The organism is Vibrio sp. 2033 (assembly GCF_033339735.1).
The window spans coordinates 1-619 of sequence record NZ_JAWOVC010000497.1; the positions used below are offsets into that span (position 1 = coordinate 1).

Consider the following 619-nt stretch of genomic DNA (forward strand, 5'->3'; position numbering starts at 1 on the left):
AAATATACAATGAGTCGTTCTAAAGTGTTTGGTAGTACCCTAATTATTGCTGGTACTACAATTGGGGCTGGTATGCTAGCTCTTCCTCTTGCCTCCGCTGGCATTGGTTTTACCACATCACTGATCATCATGTTGAGTTTGTGGGCGTTAATGGCCTTTACTGCGTTACTGATGCTTGAACTTCACCAATACGCTGAAAGTAGTGCAACACTTCATACCTTGGCGAAACAAATCCTTGGTCAAAAAGGTAAGTGGGTTGCCAGTTTTGCGATGCTATTTTTGTTCTACTCATTGTGTGCGGCATACATCGCTGGTGGCGGTGCCCAATTTGGTGACCGCTTATCTCAGTGGTTTGAGTTAGACATTTCTGGCCCGACAGCGACAGTGATTTTCACTCTGATCGTTACTTTAGTGGTGACTATTGGTACAGGAACAGTTGATAAAGTAAACCGTGTGTTGTTTGCGTTAAAGCTAGTCGCAATGGTTGCGGTACTGTCATTTTTAGCGCCAAACGTTACCGAGTCATACTTGCTAAGCATGCCTATCGAACAGGGACTTATTGTTGCGGCGATTCCAGTGATTTTCACATCGTTTGGTTTCCACGGCAGTATTCCTGCAA

General features: G+C 44.4%; 1 protein-coding gene. It reads left to right on the top strand.

What is annotated here, in order from left to right:
- Positions 1 to 9: 9 nt before the first annotated feature.
- Positions 10 to 619: aromatic amino acid transport family protein (locus R7P74_RS27420; RefSeq protein ID WP_318123832.1), on the top strand; the 610-nt coding region annotated here is incomplete at its 3' end.